General features: G+C 37.0%; 2 tRNA genes. Both read right to left on the reverse strand.

Going from position 1 to position 422, the window contains the following annotated elements:
• Positions 1–105: 105 nt before the first annotated feature.
• A tRNA-OTHER gene (locus H5084_RS19305) sits at positions 106–194 on the reverse strand.
• Between the two features lie 82 nt (positions 195–276).
• Positions 277–365 (reverse strand) — tRNA-OTHER (locus tag H5084_RS19310).
• Positions 366–422: the final 57 nt, after the last annotated feature.

The following is a 422-nucleotide window of genomic DNA, read 5'->3' on the forward strand; positions in this document are numbered from 1 at the left end:
TCTGCCAACTGAGCTAAAGAGAAATTCCTTATTTTGCTAATGTATAAGTAGATCATAAATTTTAGGTAAAAAAAAGCCCGAACAATGTGTTCAGGCTTTTTAATGTGGCTCCTCTTGCTGGGCTTGAACCAGCAACACACGCTATATCTTATAAACAGGACAGTCCGTTGCTCTGCCAACTGAGCTAAAGAGAAATTCCTTATTTTGCTAATGTATAAGTAGATCATAAATTTTAGGTAAAAAAAAGCCCGAACAATGTGTTCAGGCTTTTTAATGTGGCTCCTCTTGCTGGGCTTTAACCAGCAACACACGCTATATCTTATAAACAGGACAGTCCGTTGCTCTGCCAACTGAGCTAAAGAGAAATTCCTTATTTTGCTAATGTATAAGTAGATCATAAATTTTAGGTAAAAAAAAGCCCG

The sequence above is a fragment of the Psychromonas sp. SR45-3 genome (assembly GCF_014163575.1).
GTDB lineage: Bacteria > Pseudomonadota > Gammaproteobacteria > Enterobacterales > Psychromonadaceae > Psychromonas > Psychromonas arctica.